The sequence below is a fragment of the Streptomyces achromogenes subsp. achromogenes genome (genome assembly GCF_000720835.1).
Lineage (GTDB): Bacteria > Actinomycetota > Actinomycetes > Streptomycetales > Streptomycetaceae > Streptomyces > Streptomyces achromogenes.
In genome coordinates, this window is sequence record NZ_JODT01000016.1 from 94584 (window position 1) to 112759 (window position 18176).

General features: G+C 73.8%; 15 protein-coding genes and 1 other RNA gene. 6 read left to right on the plus strand and 10 right to left on the minus strand.

Annotation, left to right across the window (positions count from 1 at the left end; genetic code table 11):
- Positions 1 to 220: 220 nt before the first annotated feature.
- From IH25_RS0117560 to IH25_RS0117570, 3 genes are all read left to right on the plus strand, one after another.
- On the plus strand, positions 221 to 445 hold the full coding sequence (locus IH25_RS0117560) for a hypothetical protein (protein WP_030610566.1): 225 nt from the start codon (positions 221 to 223) through the stop codon (positions 443 to 445).
- A gap of 71 nt (positions 446 to 516) precedes the next feature.
- Entirely contained in the window at positions 517 to 1011 is a 495-nt protein-coding gene (locus IH25_RS0117565) for a hypothetical protein (protein WP_030610569.1), read from the plus strand.
- Positions 1012 to 1071: 60 nt separating this feature from the next.
- Positions 1072 to 1407: a hypothetical protein gene (locus IH25_RS0117570; RefSeq protein WP_030610572.1), complete on the plus strand. Its 336-nt coding sequence runs from the start codon at positions 1072 to 1074 to the stop codon at positions 1405 to 1407.
- 8 nt (positions 1408 to 1415) lie between these two features.
- Here IH25_RS0117570 and IH25_RS0117575 read toward each other — a convergent pair whose 3' ends face one another.
- A complete protein-coding gene (locus tag IH25_RS0117575) occupies positions 1416 to 2402 on the minus strand; it encodes a LysR family transcriptional regulator (protein WP_051753976.1) in 987 nt (328 codons plus the stop codon).
- Positions 2403 to 2497: 95 nt separating this feature from the next.
- On the opposite strand from IH25_RS0117575, the gene IH25_RS0117580 reads away from it, so the two are divergent.
- Entirely contained in the window at positions 2498 to 3733 is a 1236-nt protein-coding gene (locus IH25_RS0117580) for an MFS transporter (protein ID WP_209445328.1), read from the plus strand.
- A gap of 46 nt (positions 3734 to 3779) precedes the next feature.
- Here IH25_RS0117580 and ssrA read toward each other — a convergent pair.
- The 5 genes from ssrA to ftsE form a co-directional block, all read right to left on the minus strand.
- Positions 3780 to 4149: a transfer-messenger RNA gene (gene ssrA / locus IH25_RS38830) on the minus strand.
- A 94-nt stretch (positions 4150 to 4243) separates the two neighbouring features.
- Positions 4244 to 4780, minus strand: coding sequence for an SsrA-binding protein SmpB (gene smpB, locus IH25_RS0117585; protein WP_030610580.1), 537 nt, complete (start codon positions 4778 to 4780; stop codon positions 4244 to 4246).
- A gap of 81 nt (positions 4781 to 4861) precedes the next feature.
- Positions 4862 to 6049, minus strand: coding sequence for a S41 family peptidase (locus IH25_RS0117590; RefSeq protein WP_030610583.1), 1188 nt, complete (start codon positions 6047 to 6049; stop codon positions 4862 to 4864).
- 68 nt (positions 6050 to 6117) lie between these two features.
- Positions 6118 to 7035 (minus strand): permease-like cell division protein FtsX, encoded by a 918-nt coding sequence (ftsX, locus tag IH25_RS0117595; protein WP_030610587.1) that lies wholly within the window; start codon positions 7033 to 7035, stop codon positions 6118 to 6120.
- Positions 7036 to 7071: 36 nt separating this feature from the next.
- Positions 7072 to 7761, minus strand: a complete 690-nt coding sequence (gene ftsE / locus IH25_RS0117600) for a cell division ATP-binding protein FtsE (RefSeq protein WP_030610589.1) — start codon at positions 7759 to 7761, stop codon at positions 7072 to 7074.
- A 275-nt stretch (positions 7762 to 8036) separates the two neighbouring features.
- On the opposite strand from ftsE, the gene IH25_RS0117605 reads away from it, so the two are divergent.
- Complete coding sequence (locus IH25_RS0117605) at positions 8037 to 8237, plus strand: hypothetical protein (RefSeq protein ID WP_030610592.1); 201 nt, start codon at positions 8037 to 8039, stop codon at positions 8235 to 8237.
- A gap of 82 nt (positions 8238 to 8319) precedes the next feature.
- On the opposite strand, the gene IH25_RS0117610 is transcribed toward IH25_RS0117605, so the two are convergent.
- The 4 genes from IH25_RS0117610 to IH25_RS0117625 all read right to left on the minus strand — a co-directional run bounded on the left by IH25_RS0117610 (position 8320) and on the right by IH25_RS0117625 (position 13865).
- Positions 8320 to 9294, minus strand: coding sequence for a hypothetical protein (locus IH25_RS0117610; RefSeq protein WP_030610595.1), 975 nt, complete (start codon positions 9292 to 9294; stop codon positions 8320 to 8322).
- A gap of 302 nt (positions 9295 to 9596) precedes the next feature.
- On the minus strand, positions 9597 to 10703 hold the full coding sequence (prfB, locus tag IH25_RS0117615) for a peptide chain release factor 2 (protein WP_030610597.1): 1107 nt from the start codon (positions 10701 to 10703) through the stop codon (positions 9597 to 9599).
- A gap of 84 nt (positions 10704 to 10787) precedes the next feature.
- Positions 10788 to 12014, minus strand: a complete 1227-nt coding sequence (locus IH25_RS0117620) for a serine/threonine-protein kinase (RefSeq protein WP_030610599.1) — start codon at positions 12012 to 12014, stop codon at positions 10788 to 10790.
- 111 nt (positions 12015 to 12125) lie between these two features.
- Positions 12126 to 13865, minus strand: coding sequence for a serine/threonine-protein kinase (locus IH25_RS0117625; protein WP_030610602.1), 1740 nt, complete (start codon positions 13863 to 13865; stop codon positions 12126 to 12128).
- A gap of 438 nt (positions 13866 to 14303) precedes the next feature.
- Between IH25_RS0117625 and IH25_RS0117630 the strand changes: the two genes are divergently transcribed.
- Positions 14304 to 17990: an FtsK/SpoIIIE domain-containing protein gene (locus IH25_RS0117630; RefSeq protein ID WP_030610605.1), complete on the plus strand. Its 3687-nt coding sequence runs from the start codon at positions 14304 to 14306 to the stop codon at positions 17988 to 17990.
- The last annotated feature ends 186 nt before the right edge of the window (positions 17991 to 18176 follow it).

The following is an 18176-nucleotide window of genomic DNA, read 5'->3' on the forward strand; positions in this document are numbered from 1 at the left end:
TTGTTGCACGTGCCAGGACCTGTCGCTCGCACGCGGGAATTCACGTTCCGTGGGTGACTACAGCGCAGTGACCGACGCGAACGTGCTGCTGCGCAGGCACCAGGCAGAGGCGCACTGACGGGTGCGTCAGCCGCATTGCTCTTCCTCCCAGCCCAAGGTTCGCCCGCTCGGGGCGGCAGCGACGGCTTATGGGCCGTCATCACGATCAGGAGGCACGCTGATGCGGAACGGAACCGATCTGTACGCCCTCGACATCGACACCGTGGACTTCGTTCAGGCCTGCGGTGGGCCGTGCACCGAAGGATGCGTGGTGCTCGCTCGTATCGGGGAGGACGCCTGGGCTCTCGGTGACAGCAAGCGGCCGGAGCTGGAACCGCTGCGGTTCAGCTCGGCCGAGCTGGCGGCGGCCGGCATCGATCCGGCGCGCTTCGGTCTGAGCGTCTGATCCTTCTCCCCGCGCCGGCCGGGCCGGTCCCTCGTGGTCCGGCCGGCGTCTCTCACCTTCTGGACCGTTCAGTGCACCACCACGGCTATCTCTGGACCGGCCCGAAAGAGCGCTTCGACAACGCCGCTCTGCGGCGCCCTCCGCATCCGGATCCACCACCCCCGCCCGCCCCCGACGACACGGCGGCGGAGCGGCTGTACCGGCGTTACCGGGAAGTCTCGGGAGAGTTTCCCGTCGTAGATCTGCCGCCCCTCGAAACGGCGCACTGGCTCGTCAAGCCGCGCTCGCTGATCCGCGGCAGCTGGGACGACCCCGACGCGGCGGCGGCCTGGCTCGAGGAACGGCTCGCGGAGTTCGCGCCGCGATTCACCAACAGCTGGGAACGTGACACCGCCCGCCTCAACGCGCTCGTAGATTCCGCCGCCGAGCGACTGCGCTACGGTGCGGACGTATCCCTCGGCGCCTATCTGGAGCGCCCGGCCTTCCTGTCGCTGGCCGTCGTGACCTGCTCCCCCAACCTTGCCATCGGCAACCACCCCTGCCCGGCATCCCGGGAACCGGAGTGACCCTCTGGATCTGCTCAAGTGGTTTGGAGGGGGCGGTCCGGCCGATTCACCATGAACCGCATGAAGGGACTCGTGGGATTCGGCAAGAAGCAGGACTGTGTGCTCGTCATCCGGGACTCGGAGGTCGTGCTGGAGGCGTTGCGGGAGGCGCTGGGCGGGGCCCCGGCCGAGGAGCGGGCCGGGCTGGAGCGGGCCCTCGCCGTGGTCGGGGGTGTCGCCGGGGCGGACGAGGGGCCGCTGCGGGCCACGTGGGTGCGGGAGCGGCTCGCCGGGGTCGGGTTCGCCGGGGACATCGGCTCCGTCGCCGCGATCAAGGCGCTGCGCCAGGCCGAGCCGGACCTGAGTCTGCTCGCGGCCGTCCAGTTGCAGCGGGACGCGGTCGCCCACCCGGCGTAGCGCGGATCTCACCGCCGCTCTTCACCCTCCGGTCGGCCGCCGCCGGCCTCCATGGCCGCCTCGTCCGGTGCCGGGAGCCACGCGCCGGCCGGGCGGCGCAGCCAGCCCTCCGCCCGGGCGGTCCGCGCCGCCGCGCGCCTCAGCGCCGTCAGGCCGGGGTGGACCAGGCCCTTGCGCCAGACCAGGGAGACGGGGGACAGCGGGACGGGGGCCACGAGGGGCCGGCGGACCGCGCCGGGCATGGGCGGGAAGTCCACCACCGCCAGGACCGGGTTCCCGGTCTTCGCCATGACGCGGGCGAACTCCTCGTCGCCTACGGCCATCGGCAGCGGCGGCGCGAGCCGGATGCCCCGGCCCTCGAACAGGCGCAGGGCCAGGTCGGTCCACTCCCGGGTGCGCGGGTTGCCCGCGCCGGCGTACACCGTCTCCCCGGCCAGCGCGGACACCGGGACCTCGGGCAGGGATGCCAGCGGATGGGCCTCGGGCAGGACGACGGCCATCGGCTCGTACCGCACCGGCTGCTGGGCGAGGCCGGAGCGGAGCGCCGGGTCGAGTCCGGCGAAGCGGCCGAAGGAGACGTCCAGGCGGCCGGCCAGCAGATCGGCGGCGGCTCCGGTGAGCCCGCTCTCGTAGCGGGCCATCAGCTCGCAGTCGGGGGCGAGTTCGCGGGCCCGGTACAGCACCCGGCGGCCGGTGGCCAGGCCCGCCGAGTTCAGGTCGACCAGCAGGGGGCGGGCCTGCCCGGCGGCGAACGCGGCGAGCAGGTCGTCCTGGGCGGCGAGCACCCGGCGCGCGTGCGGCAGCAGGCGCTCGCCGTCGGGCGTGAGGGTGACCTGCCGGGTGGTCCGTACGAACAGCTCCGCGCCCAACTCGCGTTCCAGGCGCCGTACATCACGGCTGAGCGCCTGCTGGGCGACGTAGAGGCGGGCCGCGGCCCGGGTGAAGTGCAGGTCCTCCGCCACCGCCACGAAGGCGCGCAGCAGGCGCGGGTCCATGAATGCGGGCACCGGGCGAATTTACAACGCGGGTGCGTCAATCGGCGTTCTACGGGTGTTGGACCCGGTGCACCGCTCCGGGTGACCGTGGGGGCATGCCTCAACCAACCGCTCAGGACAGCCGGATACGGAAGAGACCGACACGACGCCCCGGATACCGGCGGCTGTTCGCGCTTCCCGGCGCCCGTGCCTTCACCACCGGCAATCTCCTCGCCCGCCTTCCCACGGGCATGTTCAGCGTGAGCGCGGTCGTGATGATCGCCGGTTCCCGGGGCTCGTACGCCCTCGCCGGTGCCGTCACCGCGACCGGGCTCGCGGCGACCGCGCTGGCCGGGCCCTTCCTCGCCCGGCTGGTGGACCGGCACGGGCAGGCCCGCATCGCGCTGCCGGCCACGGTCGTCTCCGTGCTCGGCAGCCTCACGCTGCTGCTGTGCGTCCGTTGTGACGCCCCCGACTGGACGCTGTTCGCGGCCTACGCCGCCACCGCGACCACCCCGAACATCGGCGGCCTCTCCCGCGCCCGCTGGGCCCATCTGCTGCGGGACGATCCCGGCGCGCTGCACACCGCGAACGCGTTCGAGCAGGCGGCGGACGAGCTGTGCTTCATGCTCGGGCCGGTCCTCGCCTCGTTCCTGGCCGGGACGTTCTTCCCGGAGGCGGGCACGCTCACGGGGGCGGTGCTGCTGCTCGCCGGGATGCTGCTGTTCACCGCCCAGCGGGCGACCGAGCCACCGCCTGTGGCCCGTTCCCGGGCGCCGTCGCCGCTGCGCGGCCGGGGCATCCCAACGCTGCTGGTCTGCTTCACCGCGACCGGAGCCGTGTTCGGGTCCATGGAGGTCGTCACCATCGCCTACGCCGACGCGCAGGGACAGCGCGGAGCGGCCGGCGCGGTGCTCGCGCTCCAGGCGGCGGGCTCGTGCGCGGCGGGGCTGGCCTACGGGGCGCTGGAACCGGCCGGGCCCCGGCTCGTCCGGTGCCTGGCGGCGATGGCCGCCTTGATGACGCTGCCCTGGGCGGCGGCCGGCACCGGCTCGCTCCTGGTGCTCGCCGGTGCGCTGCTGGTCGCGGGCATGGCGACCGCGCCGACCATGGTCACGGCGATGGCCCTGGTGCAGCGGCACACCCCGGACGGCCGGCTGAACGAGGGCATGAGCCTGATGGTGACCGGGCTGCTCGCCGGGATCGCCTGCGGCTCGGCGACGGGCGGCTGGGCGACCGAGCGCCTCTCCCCCGTCACCGCGTTCGCCGTGCCGGCCGCGGCGGCCTACCTGGCCCTGCTCGTCGGCGCGGCGGGCGGAGGAGAGCGGGCAAGGCGAAGGCCCCGCCACTGAACGTGACGGGGCCTTGCCCACATGGGGTCGGCCCCCCTCGGGGGCCTCGTGGAGATGGCGGGAATCGAACCCGCGTCCAACGGTGCGGAATCAGGGCTTCTCCGTGTGCAGTCCGCTGCGATTTTCTCGGCCCCGGAGATCACGCGGACAAGTCTCCGACGGGCTCAGTCACTGTTTGATTTCCCTCTACACCCCGTGACCGGGTCTAGAGGTTTAGTTCCCTAGCTGATGCCAGGATCCGGGTCGGGAACAGCCCCGGGCTGACACTTCGCGAGTCGCTACTTAGGCAGCGAGGGCGAAGGAATCGCGCTTGGTGTTGGCGATTATTTTTTGCGACATATGGTTTACGAGATCATTGCCGCTTCCTCGACACGCTTCCCCTGCTTCGACAGCCGCTGTCGAAACCGATCATCCCCATGTTGATTTCTCAAGGTGCGCACCCACTGTGAGGTGCAGGTGCCATCGTACGGGAACAACGCGGGCCGATGCCAGCCTATTCCCGCGGGCCGGCTAGCCGCGCTGCCTGCGCTTGGCCGCCGCGATCGCCCGGGCCGCCTCCCGCCGGTCCTGCTGCTCCCGCAGCGTCTGCCGCTTGTCGTACTCCTTCTTGCCCCGCGCGAGAGCGATCTCGGCCTTCGCCCGGCCGTCCTTGAAGTAGATGGCGAGGGGCACGATCGTGTGTCCCGTCTCCTGGGACTTCGACTCCAGCTTGTCGATCTCCGCGCGGTGCAGGAGCAGCTTGCGCTTGCGGCGCGCGGAGTGGTTGGTCCAGCTGCCCTGGTGGTACTCGGGGATGTGGGCGTTGTGCAGCCACGCCTCGCCCCGGTCGATCTGGACGAAGCCGTCCGTCAGCGAGGTCCGTCCCTCGCGCAGCGACTTGACCTCCGTGCCCATGAGCACGAGCCCGGCCTCGAAGGTGTCGATGATCGCGTAGTCGTGCCGGGCCTTCTTGTTCTGGGCGACGATCTTGCGCTTGCCGCCCTTCTCGCCGTCCCTGGCCTTGGCGGCCCCGCCCTGCTTCGGCTGGGACTCCTTCGGTACGTACATTCCCTTGCTCATAGTGCCGCCCATTTTCGCACCACACAGGGGTGGTGAGTACAGCCGATTACGAGGGAGTGCGCGGCCCGGCTACGACGGGTCGCCCAGCCCGGTCAGCACCGTCCGGGCCCGTGCCAGGGCCTGCTCCGGCCCCGCCTCCAGGTCGGGGGTGATGCCCCGGCCGTCGACGGTGTGCCCGGACGGGGTGCGGTAGTGGCCGACGGTCAGCTCGGCCACCGAGCCGTCGGGCAGCCTCGTCGGCATCTGGACGGAGCCCTTGCCGAAGGTGCGCGACCCGATCACCACCGCGCGGCCCCGGTCCTGGAGGGCGCCGGTGAGCAGTTCGGCCGCGCTCATGGTGCCGCCGTCGACGAGGACGACCAGGGGCCGGGCGGTGTCGCCGCCCGGGTCGGCGTGCAGGGCGCGCTGGGCGCCGTCGACGTCGTAGGTGGCGACCAGGCCGCCGTCCAGGAAGGCGGAGGCGGTGGCCACGGCCTCGGTGACCAGGCCGCCGGAGTTGCCGCGCAGGTCGAGGACGGTGCGGCCGTCGGCGGGGGCGGCGCGCAGGGCCGCCCGGACCGCGTCGGCGGAGCCCTTGGTGAACGCGGAGACCTTCACGGCGGTGACCGCGCCGGGCAGCCGGCGCACGGTCACGGGGTCGGTGGACAGCCGGGCCCGGCGCAGGGTCCTCGTCCACGCGCGCGTGCCCCGTTCCAGACCGAGCGTGACCGTCGTACCGGCCGGGGCGTCCGCCGTGCCGTCGCCGGGCGCGTCGCCGCGCAGCAGGGCTATCACCTCGGTGACCGGCCGGCCGTCGGCCCGGTGGCCGTCGACGCTGCGCAGCCGGTCGCCGGCCCGGATCCCGGCGTCGGCGGCGGGCGAGCCGGGCCGCACGCGGGTCACCCGGATCCGGCGGTCCTGCTCCTGCCGCACCCACAGGCCGACGCCGGTGTAGCGGCCGTCGAGCGCGTCCTGGAACTCCTCGTACTCGCCCTCGGAGTAGACCGCGGCCCAGCGGTCGCCGCTGCGGCTGACGGCCCGTTCGGCGGCCTCCGTCGGGGACTTGCCGGAGGCCATCGCCTCGGCGGCGGCCTCCCGCACGGCCTCGGGCCGGACGGTCCGCTCCGCCGGTGCGGCGACGGCTCTGCGCTGGGGGGCGCCGGGCCCCGGGAAGGCGCCGGTGACGGCGCCGGCCCCCAATACCCCGGCGAAGACCAGTGTCAGGGCGGCGCCGCGGCACACGCGGCGGGGACTACAGAGGGGGTCACGGCCTGACATGGCGGTGAGTCTAGGACAACGCGAAGGGCCGCACGGGCGGTTGCCCGTACGGCCCTTCTTGGTGTGCGTCACACCTTCAAGTACTTGCGCAGCGCGAAGAACGCCGCCAGGGACGGCATCAGCACGCTGGTCGCCAGGATCAGCGGCAGCTTGGTCAACACCGCGTCCCAACCGACGAAGTTGATGAGGGTCAGCTTGTGGGACAGGTCCATGCCGTGGTCGATGGTGAAGTAGCGGCCGAGCACGAGGGCCACACAGGCCAGGCCGCCGCCGATGAGTCCGGCGACCGCGGCCTCGGCGATGAACGGCGCCTGGATGTAGAAGCCCGAGGCGCCGACCAGGCGCATGATGCCGGTCTCGCGCCGACGGCTGAACGCCGAGACGCGCACGGTGTTGACGATCAGCAGCAGGGCGACGATCAGCATCATCGCCATCACGCCGAGCGCGCCCCGGTTCATCAGGTTCAGCAGCTGGAAGAGGTTGTCCAGGATGCCCTTCTGGTCCTGCACCGACTGCACGCCGTCCCGCCCGTTGAACGCGCTCGCGATCACCTGGTACTTCTGCGGGTCCTTGAGCTTGATCCGGTACGACTCCTGCATCTGGTCCGGCGTCAGCGAGCCGGCCAGCGGGGAGTTGCCGAACTGCTCCTTGTAGTGCTTGTACGCCTCGTCCTGGGACTCGTAGGTCACCTTCTCGACGACCGGCATCTGCTTCAGGTCCGCGAGGATCTGCTTCTTCTGGTCCTCGGTGACCGCGCCCTTGGCGCAGTGCACGTCGTTCTCCGCGTCGTGCTTGTTGCACAGGAAGATCGAGACGTTGACCTTGTCGTACCAGTAGCCCTTCATGGTGCTGACCTGGTCGCTCATCAGCAGCGAGCCGCCGAACAGGGCCAGGGACAGGGCGACGGAGACGATGACGGCGAAGGTCATCGTCAGGTTGCGGCGGAGACCGACACCGATCTCCGACAGGACGAACTGGGCGCGCATGGCTACTTCTTCAGGCCTTTCGGGAACTGGGTGCGGTCAGTGCTGGTAGCCGTAGACGCCGCGGGCCTGGTCGCGGACGAGGCGGCCCTTCTCCAGCTCGATGACGCGCTTGCGCATCTGGTCCACGATGTTCTGGTCGTGCGTCGCCATGATGACGGTGGTGCCCGTCCGGTTGATCCGGTCGAGCAGCTTCATGATGCCGACGGAGGTCTGCGGGTCGAGGTTGCCGGTGGGCTCGTCGGCGATGAGCAGCTTGGGCCGGTTGACGAACGCCCGCGCGATGGCGACGCGCTGCTGTTCACCGCCGGACAGCTCGCCGGGCCTGCGGTCCTCCTTGCCGCCGAGCCCGACGAGGTCGAGCACCTGCGGCACGGACTTGCGGATCTCGCCGCGGGACTTGCCGATCACCTCCTGGGCGAAGGCCACGTTCTCCGCGACCGTCTTGTTCGGCAGCAGCCGGAAGTCCTGGAAGACGGTGCCCAGCTGGCGGCGCATCTGCGGCACCTTCCAGTTGGACAGGCGCGCGAGGTCCTTGCCGAGCACGTGCACCTGGCCGTGGCTGCACCGCTCCTCGCGGAGGATGAGCCGCAGGAAGGTGGACTTTCCGGAGCCGGAGGACCCCACGAGGAAGACGAACTCGCCCTTCTCCACCTCCAGGGAGACATCCCTGAGTGCGGGGCGGGTCTGCTTGGGGTAGACCTTGGAGACGTTGTCGAATCGGATCACGGATGCACCACGGGTCGCCGGGGGTAGATGAGCGTGACCATACGCGAACCGGGTGTGCGAGCGCAGGCGCAGGTTGAGGTTGGGCAAGACTTGTACGTTTTTGTACCTCCCGCTGTCCGCACCCCCCGCCTCCGCCCGCGTGCGGGCCCCGCGCACGCTCCGCGGGAACCTGGCACAGTGGAAGAAGGAAGACGAAGGACGACGGGAGCGCCGGGGAACGTTCCCTCTCCCGTGAGCGTTGTACATGTGATGGCCGGTGCAAGGAGGGCGAGCGCATGACGTACGACCGGTTGGTGTGCGCGAACTGCGCGGCGCCCGTGAGCGAGGGCCGGTGCCCGGTGTGCCGTGCCAACCGCGAGCGACTGCAGCAGGAGGGCTTCTTCGGGGGCCTGAACGGGCTGAACCCGATGGCGCTGATCGCGTTGCTGGCGGTGCTGATCGCCGCGGTGGCGCTGCTGGCGCACCAGGCGGCGTGAAGACGCCGTAAGGGCCCGGAGCGCGAGGCTCCGGGCCCTTACGTGTGCACTGCGCTCGCGGTGCGTGAGCGTGCGGCTACGCTCAGGCCGCGGCGCCGCCCCGGCCGGTGACCAGGCGCGGCAGCATGCGGAAGCCGATACCGCCGGCGATCATGGTCGCGGCGCCGACGAGCAGGAACGCGGTCTGCCCGGCACCCGTCTCGGCGAGCTGCTTGCCGCCGCTGTCACCGCCCTGGGCCACGGTGTCGGAGCCGGTGTCGGTCAGCGCCGAGGAGCCGGCGTCCTGCGGGACGGTGTTGTTGCCGCCGCCGTTGGGCGTGTTGTTGTTGCCGCCGGTGCCGGTGCCGCCGTCGGTGGAACCGCCGGTGGAGCCGGTCGAGCCGGTGGAACCGGTCGAGCCCGTGGAACCGGTGCCGCCGTCGGTGCCGGTGCCGCCCGAGTTCCCGTTGCCACCCGAGTTCCCGTTGCCACCCGAGTTGCCGTTGCCACCCGAGTTCCCGTTACCGCCCGAGTTGCCGTTGCCGCCGTCGGTGGGGCCGCCGGTGGTCGGACCGCCACCCGTCGTCGGGTCACCGGTCGTCGGGCCGCCACCCGTCGTCGGGTCACCCGTGGTCGGACCGCCACCCGTGGTCGGGTCACCCGTGGTCGGGCCACCACCCGTGGTCGGGTCACCCGTGGTCGGACCGCCACCCGTCGTCGGGTCACCGGTCGTCGGACCGCCACCCGTCGTCGGGTCACCCGTGGTCGGGCCACCACCCGTGGTCGGGTCACCCGTGGTCGGACCGCCACCCGTCGTCGGGTCACCGGTCGTCGGGTCACCGGTGGTCGGACCACCGTTCGTGTTGCCGCCGTCGGTGCAGATGCCGACCGGGCAGTCGTCGCCCCCGCCCGTGTTGCCGCCGTCGGCGCCGACACCGCTCACGCCGAGGCTGATCGGACCCGCCTGGACATCGAGGTCCAGGGCGGAAGCCGCGCCCGCCGCGGTCAGCGAGGCACCGGCCGCGATCACGGCGCCGGCGGCTATCCGCGCGACCCGGATCCGCGTCTTCTTCGTCATATGGTTGCTACCCCCAGTAGCTGTTCGTCCATGAGGCGGCGCATGGGGCGGGCGTGCCGTGATCGACGGAGGCAGCTGGTGACGAAGAGTGCGTCAACTCGATCCCCCGGTTCACATGCGCCCCGCGAGTACGCATGCCGCCGCCCCACCCTTCCGATTTTTCAAAGCAACGTCAAGGGCGTTGCGGGCGCATTGTCCGATGGGGTGGTTTTTACGGGGAATCGAAGCCTGTGAGTGTGATGTAAAACCCGGACAAAAGAACAACTGCCGCCCATCGGACGGCAGTTGTCATGTCGACAAAGTTACTTCTCCTGCTGCTTGCGCCAGCGAATACCGGCCTCCAGGAACCCGTCGATCTCGCCGTTGAACACGGCCTCCGGGTTGCCCACCTCGTGCTCGGTGCGCAGGTCCTTGACCATCTGGTAGGGGTGCAGCACGTACGAACGCATCTGGTTGCCCCAGGAGTTGCCGCCGTCGCCCTTGAGGGCGTCCATCTTGGCCTGCTCCTCCTGCCGGCGCCGCTCCAGCAGCTTGGCCTGGAGGACGTTCATCGCGGTGGCCTTGTTCTGGATCTGCGACCGCTCGTTCTGGCAGGAGACCACGATGCCGGTGGGCAGGTGGGTGATGCGGACGGCGGAGTCGGTCGTGTTGACGCCCTGGCCACCGGGGCCGGAGGAGCGGTAGACGTCGATGCGCAGCTCGGACTCGTCGATCTCGACGTGGTCGGACTGCTCGACCACCGGCAGCACCTCGACGCCCGCGAAGGACGTCTGGCGGCGGCCCTGGTTGTCGAACGGCGAGATGCGCACCAGGCGGTGGGTGCCCTGCTCGACGGAGAGGGTGCCGTAGGCGTACGGCGCCTGCACGGCGAAGGTGGTCGACTTGATGCCGGCCTCTTCGGCGTACGAGGTCTCGATCAGCTCCGTCTTGTAGCCGCGCTGCTCGGCCCAGCGCAGGTACATGCGCTGGAGCTTCTCGGCGAAGTCGGCCGCGTCGACGCCGCCGGCCTCGGCGCGGATGTTGACGAGCGCCTCGCGGGAGTCGTACTCGCCGGACAGGAGGGTGCGGACCTCCATCTCGTCCAGCGCCTTCTTCACCGAGACCAGCTCGGACTCGGCCTCGGCGCGGGTGTCCGGGTCGTCCTCCTCCTCGGCCATCTCGAAGAGGACCGCGAGGTCGTCGATCCGGCCGCGCAGCGCCTCCGCCTTCCTGACCTCGGCCTGGAGGTGGGAGAGCTTGCTGGTGATCTTCTGCGCCTCGTCCGGGTTGTCCCACAGGGACGGGGCCGCCGCCTGCTCCTCGAGCACGGCGATATCTGCCCTCATCTTGTCGAGGTCCAGGACGGCCTCGATCGACTCCATGGTCGAGGAGAGGGACTTCAGCTCTTCGGATACATCGACGACTGCCACGCCTTCCAGCGTAACGGCTGTGGCAAGCGTCCTCGGCCGGGCCGCCTCCCGTACCGCTCCTCAGGGGGCCGGCGTGCCGCGGTCTCAGGGGGCCGACGTGCTGTGCGTGTCCCGGGGGGCCTGGTCCTCCCCGTCGGCGGAGGCGTACCACGCGCCGACGCCCACGGCGGCCACCACCAGCACCCCGGCCACGCCCAGGGTCACCCGGCGCCTGCGCACCGCGGCCCGGTGGCGGGCCGAGCCCGGGCGGGGCGCGCCGGGGGCCCGGGGCGCCCGGGCGGTGCCGTGGGCGCCGCCGGCCAGCTCGTCCGGCGCGGGCACCCGCATCGACGTGTGGGTGTCCCGGTTGGAGTCCGGCCGGGCGCCGGGGACCAGGGACACCGCGCCGCGCCGCCGTACCGGCTCGCCCTCCGGGGCGGCGGCCGGCGCGGACTCCTCGGCCTCGTCCTCGGCGGGTCCGGGCTCGTCCACCTCCAGCGGCGGCAGCCCGGCCAGGGTGGGCAGCTGCTCGCGCAGCCGCGCCGCGAGCTCCGAGGCGCGCAGCCGGGAGGCGGGGGCCTTGGCCAGGCACTGGACGAGCAGCTGCCACAGCTCCTCGGGGATGCCGGGCAGCGGTACGACGGTCTCGGTGACGTGCCGGCGCAGCACCGCGCCGGGGTGTCCGCCGCCGAAGGGGGTGAAGCCGGCCAGCAGCTCGTACAGGACCGTCGCCAGGGCGTAGATGTCCACGGCGGCGCGCGGCGGCAGGCCCTCCACGATCTCGGGGGCCAGGTAGTCGGGGGTGCCGATGATCTTCGTGGCGCGGGTCCGCCGGGGCGAGTCGATCAGCTTGGCCACGCCGAAGTCGGTGAGCAGCGCGGGGTGGGCGCCGCCCGGTCCGAGCGGGCCCTGCATGTCCAGCAGGACGTTCTCGGGCTTGACGTCCCGGTGGACGACCCCGGCCGCGTGGGCCGCGGCCAGCGCGTCGGCGACGTCGGCGACGATCGCGACGGCCGCCTCGGGGGCGAGCCGCCGCTCCCGCTCCAGCCGGGTGCGCAGGTCGGTGCCGCGCACCAGGTCCATGACCAGGGCCAGGTCGTTGCCGTCGACCACCAGGTCCCGCACGGTGACGATGCGCGGGTGCTCCAGGCCGAGCAGCGCGGTGCGCTCCTGCACGAAGCGCCCGACGAGCTCCTGGTCGGAGGCGAGGTCCTCGCGCAGCAGCTTGATGGCGACGGGGCCGTCCGGTCCCTCGCCGAGCCACACCGTCCCGGCGCTTCCCCGCCCCAGGATCTGGTTCGCGGTGTACCGGCTGCCGATCTTCCGTGCCAAGACTGCTCCTACAGACGCGTGTTGTCGTTAAAACTACGCGTCCCGGGAGCCAACCTTCTCCGCGGAGGCGGAAATCACCCGCCAGGTGTCGACAAATCTCCAACCTGGCGGTCAGTTCCCGGAGGAGCCGCCCAGGCCGTCGATCCAGCCGCCCACCTTGCCGACCCAGTCGCTCAGCTGGTCCCAGTAGCCCTTGCCGGTGCCGATCCAGTCCTGCAGCGGGGTCAGCTCCCAGATCAGCCAGCTGACGACGATCAGGATGACGATCGTGAACAGGCAGCCCTTCAGGCAGCCGAGGCCGGGGATCTTCATCGGGTTGGCGCCGCGCTGCCGCGGCGCCCGGGGCTCGCGGGCGGGCCGCTGCGGCTCGGGCGGGGCGGGCGGCGCGTACCGCTGCGGCTGCTGGGGCTGCGGCGGCTGGGGCGTGGCGTACCGCGGGGGCTGCTGCGGCGGGTAGCCGGGGCCCGGTGCCTGCTGCGGGCGCTGCCGGCCGCGCGGCTGGGGCTGCTGGGGGCGGGGCTGGGGGGCCGGGCGCGGCTGCTGCTGGGGCCGGGGGGCGACCTGCCGCTGGGGGCGGCGGCGCAGCGGGTCCTCGTCCGGGTCCAGGTACTGGATCTGCGTCTGCTCGTTGCGGTCGCGGGCGGCGCGCAGCTGGTTCTGCCAGGGGTGCGGCTGCTCGGGCTGCTGCCCCTGCGGGCCGTACTGCCCCTGCTGTCCCGGCTGTCCTTGCTGGTTCGGCGGGACCGGCGGCAGGACGGCCGTGGGGTCCGCGGCTCCGGTGTTCGGCAGCACGGCGGTGGGGTCGGCGGCGCCGGCCGGGCCGTCGGTGTGCGGCAGCACGCTGGTCGCGGCGTTCGGGTCGTACGCCCCCGACGGCGCGTTGGTCGGCAGTACCTGGGTGGGGTCGGCGGCGCCGGGCGCGTCGGGGACGGCGGTCGGGGCCGGGTCGGGGGCGAGGAGCGCGCCGACGCCGTCGGCGGCGGCGATCTGCGCGGCGTTCGCGTGCACGCCGACGCCCTCGGCGACGACCCGCAGGGCCCGCGCGAGGTTCTCCGCACCGGGCCGCTCGTCCGGGTTCTTGCGCAGGCAGCGCTCTATGACCGTCCACAGCGGGTCCGGGACCGTGGAGGGGCGGCGCGGCTCGGCGCTCAGGTGCTGGTGCAGCACCTCCAGGGCGGTGGATCCGGCGAACGGCGGACGGCCGGTGACCAGCTCGTATAGCAGGATGCCGGCGCCGTAGACGTCCACGGCGGAGGTCTGCGGGCGGCCCTCGGCGGACTCCGGGGCGACGTAGGCGGGGGTGCCGACGAACTCGTGGGTGCGGGTCAGGCCCGGGGAGTCGGCGAGGCGGGCGATGCCGAAGTCGGTCAGCATCGGGTGCATCCGGCCGTCCTGCTGCATGAGCAGCACGTTGGCGGGCTTCAGGTCGCGGTGGACGACGCCGTCGGCGTGGCTCGCGGCGAGGGCGTCGGCGATCTGCGCGGTCAGCAGGGCCGCGGCGACCGGGGTGAGGGGGCCGTTCTCGCGCAGGTAGCGGTGCAGGTCGGGGCCGTCGACCAGGTCCATGACCAGGGCCAGCAGGTCGCCCTCCACGACCAGGTCGCGGACCCGGACGATGTTCGGGTGGGTGAGCCGGAGCAGCACGGAGCGCTCGCGCAGGAAGCGCATCACGATGTCCGGGTCGCTCGCCAGCTCCTCCTTCAGGACCTTGATCGCGACCGTTTCCCCGGGCTGTCCGGGCACGGCGGCCTCCGCGCCCGCCGTCTCGCGCTGGCGGGCACGCCAGACAGTGCCTGTGGCGCCGCGTCCGAGCGGCTCCTCAAGCAGGTACTTGCTGCCGACTGGCCGCACGTCACGCGCTCCCTGCTGGTTGCTGTCGCTTGCTTGCCGGTGCGTCCGGCCCCGGTGTCCCGAGGCCGGTGTCCCGGTGTTCCGCCCCACTGTAGTGCCGTGCTACGGGGCACCACCCCCGCGTTCCCGGGCATCCCCGGGGCGTGCGGGACGGGGTTCGACGGAAAGACGCGGGCCGCGGTCCTCCGGTTGCCCGGGGCCGGACGTGACCGATCTCAACTGATCGCCGGCGGGGTCCGGGTCCGGCACTTTTGGGGGCAGAGCCGACCAATCAAGATCACTTGTCATCGGGTTCCGGGCGCGTTGCCGACGGCAGGTGCGAGGATGCCTCCAGCAGTCCGCCGGGACGGTTCCGGCGGCCGCTGGCCGACGTGCTCGTGTGGGGTGGGGGGAAGTCCGCGCCCGCGCAGACCCGCGCAGAAGGGACCGCTGACGCCGATGCAGATCCGGCTGACCGTCGTAGACCCGCTCGGTCCGCCCCCGCAGCGGGGCCCCGCCGTGAGCCGCGACGTGCTGGTCACGGCGCCCGTGGGCACGGAGCTGGGCGCGGTGGCCTCGGCGCTGGCCGGGGCGGTCGCGGGCGAGGGGGGCGCGGGGCGCGAGGCCGGCGCGTCCGTGGTGCTGTACGCGGGCGCGGAGCGGCTCGATCCGCGCCGGAGCACACTCGGTGAGCCCCCGTTGGTCGACGGCGCCGTGCTGTCCCTGGGCGCGCCGGCGGCGCCCGAGCCGCATCCCGAGCTGGACGCCGCGCCGACGCAGCTGCACGTGGTGGCGGGGCCGGACGCGGGCGGGGTCCATCTGCTGCACGGCGGGCGGATCACCGTGGGCCGCTCCGCCGACGCGGACGTGCCGCTGGACGATCCCGATGTCTCCCGGCTGCACTGCGCGGTCACCGTCGGCGCGGACGGCCGGGTCTCGGTCGCCGACCTCGGCTCCACGAACGGCACGTCCCTGGACGGCACGCGGGTGACGGACCGCCCGGTACGGGTTCCCGCCGGGGGCCTGCTGCGGATCGGGGAGTCCGCCCTGCGGGTGACCGCGTCGGGCGGGGCGGGGATACGGGTGCGGACGGTGCCGGACGGGGAGGGCCGCGTACGGGTCGCCGTGGGCGGGGATGGTGACGGTGACGGTCCGGGGGCGGGGTCGGATGCGGTTTCCGGTTCCGTTTCGGGTTCACATTCCGTTTCGGGTTCGGGTTCGGGTCCCTCCGGGGAGACGCACCACGCCTACGGCTCTTACTCCCCCGTCGGCCGAGGTGCCGGTGGTGAGGCCCCGGAGCACCGGCGCGGGCAGTCGCCGGTGGTGCCGGGGCAGGCCGGGGCGCCGAGCGTGGAGAGCAGGGGCGCGGGCTCCGGTGTGCCGGGCGCGGTGTCCGGCGGTGCCGTCACCCACGCGGGCCGCTTCGGGATCGCCGGCGGGCCGGGCGGGACGTCCGGGGCGGCGTACGCCGGGGCGCCCGGCGGCGAGGACCCGCGCCCGAGCGGGCGCAAGAGCACCCCGGTCAGGGGCACGGACCTGCCCCCGGGCGGCCTCCCCGGACCCGCCGGCGCGACCTACACGCAGTTCGGCGACCACCCCGGACACACCGACGCGCCGTACGGCGACCGTCCCGGGCGGGCCGACGCGCCGCAGGGGACCCAGCCGGTGCCCGGTGACGCCGGCGCCCCCTCCCGCTCGGCCGCCGCCCCGCAGGGGGCCCGGCGGCGCGGGTTCGGGGCCTGGGCCCGCCGGCTGACCGGTGGCCGCGGGGAGCAGGCGGGCGGTGCCGTGCCGTACGGCGCCGTCCCCGGACCCGCCGCCGACGGGAACCCGGTCACCGGCGCCGTGCCGCGCCCGGACACCTGGCCGGACCCGGCCGCGCTGCTGCTGACGGCGCTGGGTCCGGGGCCCCGGCTGTGGGAGCGCGGGCCGGGCCACCCGGAGGCGCTGACCGTGCGGCTCGGCACGGCCGACCGGAGCGCGCCGGACGGTTCGGGGCTCCTGCCCGCCGTGCCGGTGACCGCCGCGCTGCGCGAGGCCGGCGCGCTGGGCCTGGCCGGTCCGCGTCCCCGGCTGTCCGGGCTGGCCCGCGCGGTGCTGGCCCAGCTCGCCGCGCTGCACTCGCCCGACCTGCTGGAGATCGTGCTGATCAGCGCGGACCACTCCCGGCCGGTGGCGGACCGCACGGAGGAGTGGGCCTGGCTGGGCTGGCTCCCGCACGTCCGGCCGGGTCACGGCCAGGACTGCCGGCTGCTGCTGGCCTACGACCGCGAGCAGGCCGCGGCCCGCGTCGAGGAACTGCTGCGCCGGCTGGAGGACCAGGCCGGGACACCGGGCGGACCGCCCGGAACGGTGCCGGGAGCCGGACCCACCGGAACCGTGGCCGGACCCACCGGAACGGTGACCGGATCCGCCGGAGGAATGGCCGTACCCACCGGACCAGTGGCCGTACCCGCCGGGCCGGAGACCGGACCCACCGGGCCGATCGCCGGCCCGCCGGGAATATCCGTGCCCGCACCCCCCACACCCACCCGGCCCCCCGGTCTCCCCGGCCTCCCCGGCCGCGATCCCCTCGGCGGCGGCGCCCCCGGCACCGCCTCCCGGGGACCGTTCACCCTCGTCGTCGTGGACGGGGACCCCGGCGGTTCCGCCCTGCGGGACGCCCTCGCCCGGCTGGCCGTGGCCGGGCCGCGGGCCGGGATCCACCTGGTGTGTCTCGCCGAGACCGAGCCCGCCTCGCCCGTCTCCCCCGTGGCGCGGACGCACGAGGCCGCCTGCGCGGTGACGCCCGCCTTCCGGCACTGCGGTGCCGTCGCGCTGCTCAGCGGGGACGTCGCCACCGCGCTGCAACTGCTGCGGGTCGGGCCGGGCGGCCCGGTCGGCCCGGGTACGCACGGCACCGTGGACGCCGTCTCCGCCGCCTGGGCGGAGCGGTTCGCGCGGGCGCTGGCGCCGCTGCGCCCGGACGGCCCGGACGGCGATCCGCACCCGCGCGTGGCCGCGCCGCTGCCCCGGTCGGCCCGGCTGCTGGACGAACTGGGACTGGCCCGCGCCACCCCGGCGTCGCTGATGGCGCGCTGGGCGGACGCGGCGGACGACACCGAGTCCCCGGGCGGCCGGGCCCGGGCCGTGCTCGGCGCCGGGCCGCGCGGCCCGGTCACCGTCGACCTGGTGGCGGACGGGCCGCATCTGCTCGTCGAGGGCCCGGCGGGCAGCGGCCGGACCGAGCTGCTGCGGACCGTGGTCGCCTCGCTGGCCGCCGCCGAACGGCCGGACCGGCTGGCCGTGGCGCTGCTCGACGGCCGGGACGGCACCGGCGCCGGCGCCGGGCGGGGCGAGGGGCTGCGCGTGTGCACGGACATCCCGCATGTGACCACCCACCTGATCGCCAACGACCCGGTGCGGATGCGGGAGTTCGCACAGTCGCTGAGCGCCGAGCTGAAGCGGCGGGCGGAGCTGCTGGGCCGGACGGACTTCGCCCGCTGGCACGCGGGGCGTGAGGTGTCCGGCCGGATGGTGGCCCAGCGGGGCTCCGCCGTCGGGCCGTCCTCCGGTGACATAGAGGCGCCGCCCAGCTCCACGCTGCGGCTGCGGCCGGGCGCGGCGGCCCGTCAGCGCGCCGCCGCCGCGCCGCCGTTGCCCCGGCTGGTGGTGGTCGTGGACGACCTGGACGCCCTGGTCTCCCCGGCGCTCGGCTCGCCGGGCCGGCCCGCCGCCGGCTCGGTGATCAGGGCACTGGAGGCGGTGGCCCGGGACGGCGACCGGCTCGGGGTGCACCTGGTCGCGGCGGCCGGGGCCGACGGCCGTACGGCCCAGTCCGAGCCGGCCCGCCGGGCGGCCCTGCGGGTCGTCCTGGACGCACCCCAGCCTGGGCCGGACCAGCCGGCGCCGGGGCGGGGCCGGCTGGCGTACGCGGACGGGCCGGCCGTGGGCTTCCAGGGCGGCCGGGTGACCGGGCGCATCCCGCGCACCGCGACCCAGCGGCCCACGGTGGTCCCGCTGGACTGGGCGCGCGTGGGCGACCCGCCGGCCCGCCGGCCGGTGCGGGAGCTGGGCAACGGCCCGACCGACCTGGCCCTGCTGGCGAGCGCGGTGGAGCGGGCGGCCCGCGAGGTCTCGGCGACCGAGGTCCCGTCCCTGCTCTAGGTCCTCTTCCCCGCGGATTCCCCGCGGATTCCCCGCCAACTTCCCTGCATACGTGCCCGGTTACGAGCCGATCACGATACGCCGGTGCTCCCCCCGGGTGCTCTTGCCCGGGGGGAGCGGCCCGGCGTACACCGGACCGCACGGGACAGAGTTCTTACGTTCAACGCGCGTTCAACGAGGAACGAA